This window comes from Rhodococcus sp. LB1, assembly GCF_001583455.1.
Taxonomy (GTDB): domain Bacteria; phylum Actinomycetota; class Actinomycetes; order Mycobacteriales; family Mycobacteriaceae; genus Rhodococcus_F; species Rhodococcus_F opacus.
On sequence record NZ_LTCZ01000379.1, the window covers coordinates 58785 to 67015 of the forward strand.

Here is an 8231-nt window from a genome sequence, read left to right on the forward strand (position 1 = left end):
TCATACGGCATCCGGAAATGGCCGGTCTGATTTTGCGGCACAGGTCTTGAATCATGACATTCGTTGCCGCCGAATCGCGCAGCGCAATGCTCGTGTTCGGCTGGACCACTTCGTCGACTCGTTCGGGTCGACTCAGTGCCGTCCAGGATGGGGTACTGACGTCTCTGGCTGAACTATTGCGAAGCATCCAATCCCACAGGGGATCCGCTCCGGTGTCTCACAGCCCGATGCCTCAGCAATGGTCGAATGAGAGACAACCCGAAATTGCTCATAACTATCCAGGACAGATCAATTGGTGTCCCGTTCGTCGCCCCGATTCGGGATTCCTTCGCCGGACGGGGCTATCGCGACCCGTGCAGACAGCTCGTTCCGGACATGGGCCGGCTTTCGGGACGTGCCTGTCATCGTTCCTCAGCGGGAGCCGGCCAGTCCATCGATCTTCAAATCGCTGGCCTGAACTCTGTCCGACGGATTGCCGTTTCTGTGTCGGCCTTTCCGAGCCGCCCGGAAGGTCCGACACCCCGGGGTGGTCACTCCCGGTGCAGGACGCGTGCTCGGCCCCGACCGGACGACAGAGGGTCACGACCGCAGGCGGGATGAGGCATGAGCGACAAGCAGCCGAGCATCGTGTTCTTCATTCTGGGGAAACATCGGATGGGGTGAGCTCGGGTGTGCGAAGGAATCATGTCCTGGCGGCAGGGTCCTCCTCAGACCCCAGGTTCCGCACCAGCCACCGATCGTCGACGAGATGCATCAGGATCGGAAACACCGGCCGGGGAACGTTCGGCTCCCACACACCGCTCTCGAGCGTCGACATCTCGTGCACATAGAGCACCTCCACACCGGGGCCGACGATCCTTGTGCCGGTACCTATCCCCCACGTCGCCGGATCCGGCAGCATCGCCCGGAACGACCGCACATGCACACGCTCGAAATGCACCCACAGCGGATGATCCGGCGCCGGACCTGAGAGGGCCGAAGCGACCGCCTCACCCTCCCAACCGTCAACCGTCATCTGATAATGGTTGTCCCGCACCCACCGCCATGCGAGGACCGCCCGGAAGTCGGGATCCACGTTCGGCCACACCGACAGCAGATCACCGTCCACGCATACCGATGTCAAGAACGCCCACGCCGCACTCACCAGCCGCGTATGCCCGAGGAACCGCAACAATTCCGCCGGATCCATCGCACGAAGCTCGAGGTAGGCCTCCCGCATCTCGGCCGGTACGGCGCTGATCTGTTCGTCGGTCAACTCCGGAAGGGAGGACGCCGCCGGCACCGCACCAACGTCGGGAACCTCGCCCCGGGCGACGAGCAATGCGCGGACGGTGTCGACGAACCGCGGGGTCAGCCGCTCCAGCAACTCGAGCAGCTCCCCTACCGTGCGCGGCGGGAACATATTTCGGTCCACCAGCATGCGCAGGCACTCGAACACCGCGTCCGGGTCCAGATCGAGCAGATCGCAGAGGAATTCGTCCGGATGGATCGCCTCGACGTCGAACGGATCGAGGGCCGCCTTCGGGAAATCCGCCAGGGTTGCGGTCACGATCACACCCGCACCGGACCGCACCGCCGCAGCCAGAACATGCCGGTCCTTCGGCTCGGTCGTCATCGCCGGGATCAGCTCCCGGTAGCCGCGTGACTCCTCCTCCGCGAAGGGAAATGCTCTGCGCATCTGCTGCACTCGCCGCGCCGCCTGCTCCGGCGACTTACCGAACCTCTCGCCGGACAGGGTGCGCTCGACCTCGTCGAGCAGATCCGGCGTCCACACCGGCCGGAACAACTCGGCATCGGCGAGGGCGAGCAGCAGATTGTTCAGAGTCTGGGGAAGCAGGACGCACCCGTCCAGAACCACCCGAAAGACAGCCATACGGCGCCCTCCCCCGGATCAGCGGGTCGACACGAAGCCGTCAGTGGCATCGCCGGGGTCCGGGGTTTCCTCGTGCGCCATCTCGTCGAACACCTGGCCGCGGCGCACACGCTCGCGCTGCAGGTATTCGAGCACGTCCGCCAACTCCACCCGCCGATGCCGGCCGGGCGAGGTGTACGGGATCTTCCCCGCCTCCAGCAACCGCACCAACGTCGGCCGGGTGATGCCCAACAGTTCCGCGGCCTCCTGCGTCGTCAATACGGTGCGATGCGGCTCCACCGTCACCGCCTGCCCTTGATCCAGGGCGGTGACCGCGTCCACGAGCAACCCCAGAACACTGTCCGGCAGCGGCACCGACCCCTCCGGGGTCGAGATCGACACCTGCTCATGACCAGTGAGAACGGCCTTCAGCGCGGCGAGAAGGTCCCGATCGTCGGTGGCCGGCGGCAACACCGTGTGGTTCATCCCAGCACCCATACCCCACCATAAAACGAAAAAAACGAACACACAATGCGGGTGGAATCGTTCGGGGACGGTGGGTGACGGGCACCCGACCACGCCGCGCAAGTCGGCCGCACCGTCGACCCGTGCAACGAGATCGACGGATTCCGCCATCGTGTTTGCCTCGCAGCCGGGATGACGCCGGGCCGCCATTGGCATCATGCGTGGGTAGTCGGACGCTGTTTCGGGTAACCGGACCGCAGGCGACGACGCCGGTAGCCGGTGACGGTGGCTGACGTCGAACCAGCGGCGCATTCGACCGACCGGATGCGTCTGACCGAGAGGGTGTACAGACCGTGCCTCGCATCGAAGAAGCAGACTCCACTAGCGGCAGCGGCCCTGAGTTCCGATCGGAAGACGATCCGATTCGGTGGCCGGATCCGAGTCCGTTGCACCTGTGGTGGCAACGGGTGATGTCCGAAAGCCTCCGTCGGTCCCCGGGACCGGCGACCCGGCCGGTGGTCCCGCCCGTGTCGAGGGACGGACGTGTCGAGATCTCCGCCAGTACGCGAGTTGGACCGACCGGACCCGACGCGACGTCAAGGCGGTGGGGGCGTACCCAATCGGCAGTGCCGGATGAGAACCCTCAGCGACGCCCCCCAGTCCTAGCCCTTCACCCGAACATAGAGGCCTCATGAACGTCACCGCACTCCCTCTGGCTGTTCTGCGCGTGCAGTACACGATCGTGCGCTACCCGCTGCACCTGATCGACGAACAGGTAATCGCGCACCTGGCACCCGCAGCACCGGTCCGGCGGCTGTACCGGGGCAGTCTCAGCCTGCTCGATTGTGCCGTCGGCACCGTGCTCGGTCACCAGGACCGCCCACGATGCCGCCGACACCGCACCCCGCACAACCACGGTCTCCGGCACTGCATCCGACACCGATCACGATCCCAGCGCACCGGATATCGCTGCAGCTGACTCCGAGACCGCCCCTCGGTCTACGACCGTCGAGACCGCCGAACTGAATGAGAAGGCGGCCCACCAACTCGACACCGACTTACTCGCCGAGCACCTCGAAGACATCGAGACGCAACACCGACTCGAGCACCCCCCGACGACCGACACCGTCATCACCCAGCTCGCGGACGCTGCGAGCACCGAACCCGACACGACACTGACCGGAGAACTGGCCGACCGCGTAGCCGAACTCGCTCGCGCCGAGACCCCGCCACCGGGCACCCGCCCTACCCCGACCGACAAACGCCACTAACGACCTCGCGATTGCCACCAGCAGCGACGACCCACTCGTCTTCGGGTTGACCGACGCCGGCGCACCAACCTGGACCTGGACCTGGCCCTGCGCGACCACTTCGACACCGAACCCGTCGACCTCGTGCTCTCCGCGGACGTCACGCCAACTGGGCGACCCAATCGGCGAAGCTCTGCCACCCCACCTCGGGGTAGAGCCGACCCAGTTCGCCGATCTTCGCGTCGTACCCGGTGTCGGTAAGGAAGCGGAACATAGCGCGCATGTCCGGAGATGCGATGGCGTCCGCGTCGGACGAGTGGGCATGAACCGGCGTGCCCAGCACGTTACTGAGCACCTCGGCCATCCGACGTGGCGTCGGATCATCCGACGCCAGGTCGATTCGTGTCCGGACGAATCGGTCCGGATCGTCGAACACGAGCGCAACGAACCGACCGAGGTCCCGCCGCGACAACTGCTGCAGCGGGGTATCGACTGGCAGAGGCAGATCGAGCCGGCCTCGGCGGATGCCGTCGAGTCCACCGAGCAGGTTGTCATAAAAGTAGGTCGGCCCGACGATCGTGTACGGAACGGATGATTCTCGCAGCAACGACTCGGTCGCCGCCTTCGTGTCGAAATGCGGGACCCCGGTGCTCTTGTCCGCGTCGGCCACCGAAGAAAACACCACGTGTGGAACACCGGAATCACTGAACGCGCCGACAAGTGCGGCGCCCTGAGCGATCTCCGCTTCCGGGCCGTCTTCGAAAGGCGTCGTCATGGCAAACACGCCCGCGCACCCATCGACGGCAGACGCGATCGCAGCCCGATCGGTGATATCGGCCACGGCAATGTCGACGCCTCGCAGGCGCAACGCATCTGAGCGAGAAGAGCTTCGACGGACAAGAGCTCGAACCTCACACCCTCGTTCGAGCAGCGCGTCGACGACAGCGCCTCCTTGACCACCCGTCGCTCCGACCACCGCATACGGCTCACTCATGGGCACAACACCTCTCTTCTCGACCGGGCCAGCGTACTCGCAGACTCCGTCCGCTCACCAAAACGTGTGCCCCTGTTCGATGTCCTCAGTTGGCCGACGGATGACAACGAGCGACCCTCGGATGGAAGACGAAACGGCCCGATCACGACATTCAGGAGAGAGACGAGGACAGCCAACCCGGGTGCAATCCTCGAACCCGCCGTGCAAGCATTCATCCGAGTCTCTGCTCGGTTCGCGTGATAGATGGAGCCCGGTAGAGAAGCACCCAGGTGGCCCGACCAACATCGAGCAGGGCCGGACATCTGCAAGCTCCGGCACTCGCACCGAACAGTCAGTTCGCTGCCGAAGGCGGCGCCCACGCCCCTGGTGTCCGGCCACCGATCAGAGAAGAATTTGCATATGCCCAGCTCACACCGGACGCTCCGGAGGAGAAGGAGATGATTGGGATGGCTGACGAACATCCCCCGCCCGTGTCGGCAGCGGCGGCCGCTGCGGCCGCGTTGCGTGACATCGCGGATGTGATCGGAAAGGAGTCGGAGAACGCGACGGCGGTGATGCCGACCGAGGAGGGCTGGTCGGTGGAAGTGGAGGTGGTCGACGACCGGCACATCCCTCCGTCGGCGGACATGCTCGCACTCTACGAGGTGGTGCTGGACCTCGATGGAGAATTGCTGTCGTACCGCAGGACTCGCCGGTACCGGCGCGGCTCCGCCATCGAGGTGGCAGACGAAGCGCTGCCCATCGACGAAGATGAAGAGCCCCACCGTGACGGAAGCGACGGCGCCCGGTGACAGGTGCCGGTGAAAGTTCGCGCCCGCACACCACAGGTCCTCGGCGCTGACGCCGGTGCGCGTGTCGACGAGGAACTATCAGGAGGGTGAGTGTCGTGGAGAGCATGAGAACACACCACCTCGATGGTCGGCAGGTGCGCCGACGACTGTGGCCGATGCTCCCAACCGACGAGTAGCGGAATTCGCTGGCAACTCGCGAACCCGATGCGTACCTCACGGAATTCATCACCCGGCGCGCCGGCTGGGGGTGAGCGCCTAGGACAGGGCGAGCCGGCGGTCGGCGAGCGTCACGTGCTGTGCGAGGACGGGGCCGATGCCGGCGAGCGCTTCCGGACTCGTCATCTGCTGGTGCGATACGGGAACGGCGTGTTCGAGGATCTCGCCGCTGATGTGCGGCCTCCACGCGGAGACGCCGGTGGGTGCGTCCACAGAATCCGCCGCACCGAAGTACAGCAGATCGAGACCGATCGGTGTCGACGGGCGGTGTGCGAGGGCGAGGTCGACCGTCTGGGTGAACACCCGGTGGACGGCGTCGAGGTCGTCCACGGTCACACCTGCGAACAGTCCGCCGGTGCGGCGCAACACTTCCACGGCGCGATCCGTGGTCGCCGCCGCATCCTCGTCACCCGGGACCACCGCGCCGAACTCCGCCAGAAGTGCTGCCACGGTGGGCTTCTCCGTCGTGTGGCCGAACCCTCCGGCCAGGTGTGTGTCGAGCATCGCGAGGGTGGCCACCTCGTCGCCGTCACCCGTGAGCTGCACCGCCATCTCATGGGCGATCTGACCGCCGACCGAGTAGCCGACCAGGTGATACGGGCCGTGCGGTTGCACCGAGCGGATTCGTCGGACATACCGGGCGGCGAGCTCCTGCAAGGAGTCGACACGCAGGTCCGGGTCGGTCAGCGCCGGGGATTGCAGCCCGTACACGGGACGGTCGCCGAGGTACTGCACCAGTCCGGTGAAGCACCAGGCCAACCCGATCGCGGGATGGATGCAGAACACCGGGCTCCCGGTGCCGGTGGTCCGCAGCGGCAGCAGCACGTCGAGCGACTGGTCGGCGGCGTCCTCCGCCCGGGAGTCCTCCGGCGCCGTGGCGATCATGTGCGCCAGGGCTTCCGGCGTCGGATGGGTGAAGATCCACTGCACCGGCACGGCGCGCGCGGACGATTCGGCAATCCGGGCGATCACGCTCGTCGCGGTGAGCGACGTGCCACCGAGCGTGAAGTAGTTGTCGTCGAGGCCGACCCGGTCGAGTCCGAGCACCTCGGCGAAAGCGGCGGCCACGACCTCCTCGGTCGCATTGCGCGGCGCCCGGTACGCGGCGCGCGCCGCGGTGAAGTCGGGCTCCGGCAGGGCGGCGCGGTCGAGTTTCCCGTTCGCGGTGACCGGCACGGCGTCGAGCACCGTCACGGTCGCGGGGACCATATGCGGGGCCAACCGCGCGCGGGCGTGCGCCAGGACGGCGGACGTGTCCAGTAGCGAACCCGCAACGGGGACGACGTAGCCGGCCAACCGGTCGCCGCTGGTGTTCACGACGGCGCGATCGATACCGGGGTATCCGAGGAGAGCCGATTCGATTTCGCCGAGTTCGACCCGGAAACCACGAATCTTCACCTGAAAATCCGAGCGACCCACATACTCGAGCACCGGCCCACCCTCCGAACGCCGCCACCGCACCACATCCCCCGTCCGATACATCCGCTGCCCCGGCCCACCGAACGGATCCGCAACGAACCGCGCCGCCGACAACGCCGACCGGTTCCGATACCCCCGCGCCAGCGCCGGACCCGACAAATACAACTCCCCCGCCGCCCCGAACGGCACCGGCCGCAACCGCGCATCCAGAACCAGCTCACCGAACCCACGAACCGGACCACCCACCGTGACCGACTCCCCCACCACCAAACCACCGCTGACATTCGACATGATCGTCGCCTCCGTCGGACCGTACGCATTGAACATCCGCCGACCCGGAGCCCACCGAGCAACCAACTCCGGCGGGCACGCCTCACCCGCCACCACCAGAGCACCCAACGCCCCCAACCCCGCCGAATCGACCGACGACAACGCCGTCGGCGTCAACACCGCATGCGTCACCGACTCCCCCACCAGGATCCGCACCAACTCCTCCCCACCGTAAACCGTCGGAGGAACCACCACCAACCGCGCACCCAACCCCAACGCCCACACCAACTCGAACACCGACGCATCGAAACTCGGTGACGCACAATGCAACACCCGAGCACCCGCACACACCCCGAAACCCGAACGCTGCGCAGCCACCACATTCGCCAACCCCCGATGCGTCACCACCACCCCCTTCGGCACACCCGTCGACCCCGACGTATAAATCACATACGCAGCCTGACCCACCCGCACCCGCGCACCCCGATCCGCATCGGTCACCACCCCCGCCGACACCGACAACAACCGCGACACCGTCACCGCATCATCGAGCACCACCCACCGCACCGAACCCGGCAACCGATCCCGAACCTGCGAAAGCGTCACCCCCACAACCACACCCGAATCCATCAGCATGTGCTCGACACGACCCGCCGGATACTGCGGATCCACCGGCACAAACGCCGCCCCCGTCTTCGCCACCGCCCACACCGACAACACCGACTCGACCGACCGCGCCACCGCCACAGCCACCACCGACTCCGCGCCCACCCCCGCCTCGAGCAACACCCGCGCCAACCGATTCGACGCCTCATCCAACTCCCGATACGTCAAACTCCGACCCTCACACACCACCGCAACCGCACCCGGATCCGCAACCACCGACGCCGCCAACAACTCCGGCAACGTCACCTCCGACACCGACACCTCACCCACCACCGGAGTCAAGCACTCCAACTCCGCCGCACCGATCA

The 8231-nt window shown here is 66.3% G+C and carries 6 protein-coding genes; 2 read left to right on the forward strand and 4 right to left on the reverse strand.

Annotation, left to right across the window (positions count from 1 at the left end; genetic code table 11):
* Nucleotides 1-682: 682 nt before the first annotated feature.
* The gene (locus AZG88_RS36360; RefSeq protein WP_061700510.1) at nucleotides 683-1873 is read right to left on the reverse strand and encodes a PIN domain-containing protein; all 1191 of its coding nucleotides are present in this window, start codon (nucleotides 1871-1873) and stop codon (nucleotides 683-685) included.
* Nucleotides 1874-1891: 18 nt separating this feature from the next.
* Nucleotides 1892-2350: a helix-turn-helix domain-containing protein gene (locus tag AZG88_RS36365; RefSeq protein ID WP_005242345.1), complete on the reverse strand. Its 459-nt coding sequence runs from the start codon at nucleotides 2348-2350 to the stop codon at nucleotides 1892-1894.
* A gap of 812 nt (nucleotides 2351-3162) precedes the next feature.
* Here AZG88_RS36365 and AZG88_RS36370 point away from each other — a divergent pair.
* Nucleotides 3163-3588 (forward strand): hypothetical protein, encoded by a 426-nt coding sequence (locus AZG88_RS36370; RefSeq protein ID WP_231914319.1) that lies wholly within the window; start codon nucleotides 3163-3165, stop codon nucleotides 3586-3588.
* A gap of 139 nt (nucleotides 3589-3727) precedes the next feature.
* Here AZG88_RS36370 and AZG88_RS36375 read toward each other — a convergent pair whose 3' ends face one another.
* Nucleotides 3728-4561, reverse strand: a complete 834-nt coding sequence (locus AZG88_RS36375) for an NmrA/HSCARG family protein (protein ID WP_061700511.1) — start codon at nucleotides 4559-4561, stop codon at nucleotides 3728-3730.
* Nucleotides 4562-5007: 446 nt separating this feature from the next.
* Between AZG88_RS36375 and gvpO the strand changes: the two genes are divergently transcribed.
* The gene (gvpO, locus tag AZG88_RS36380) at nucleotides 5008-5352 is read left to right on the forward strand and encodes a gas vesicle protein GvpO (RefSeq protein ID WP_005242351.1); all 345 of its coding nucleotides are present in this window, start codon (nucleotides 5008-5010) and stop codon (nucleotides 5350-5352) included.
* Between the two features lie 255 nt (nucleotides 5353-5607).
* Here gvpO and AZG88_RS50940 read toward each other — a convergent pair.
* On the reverse strand, nucleotides 5608-8231 hold a 2624-nt coding region (locus AZG88_RS50940), incomplete at its 5' end, for an amino acid adenylation domain-containing protein (protein ID WP_156517710.1).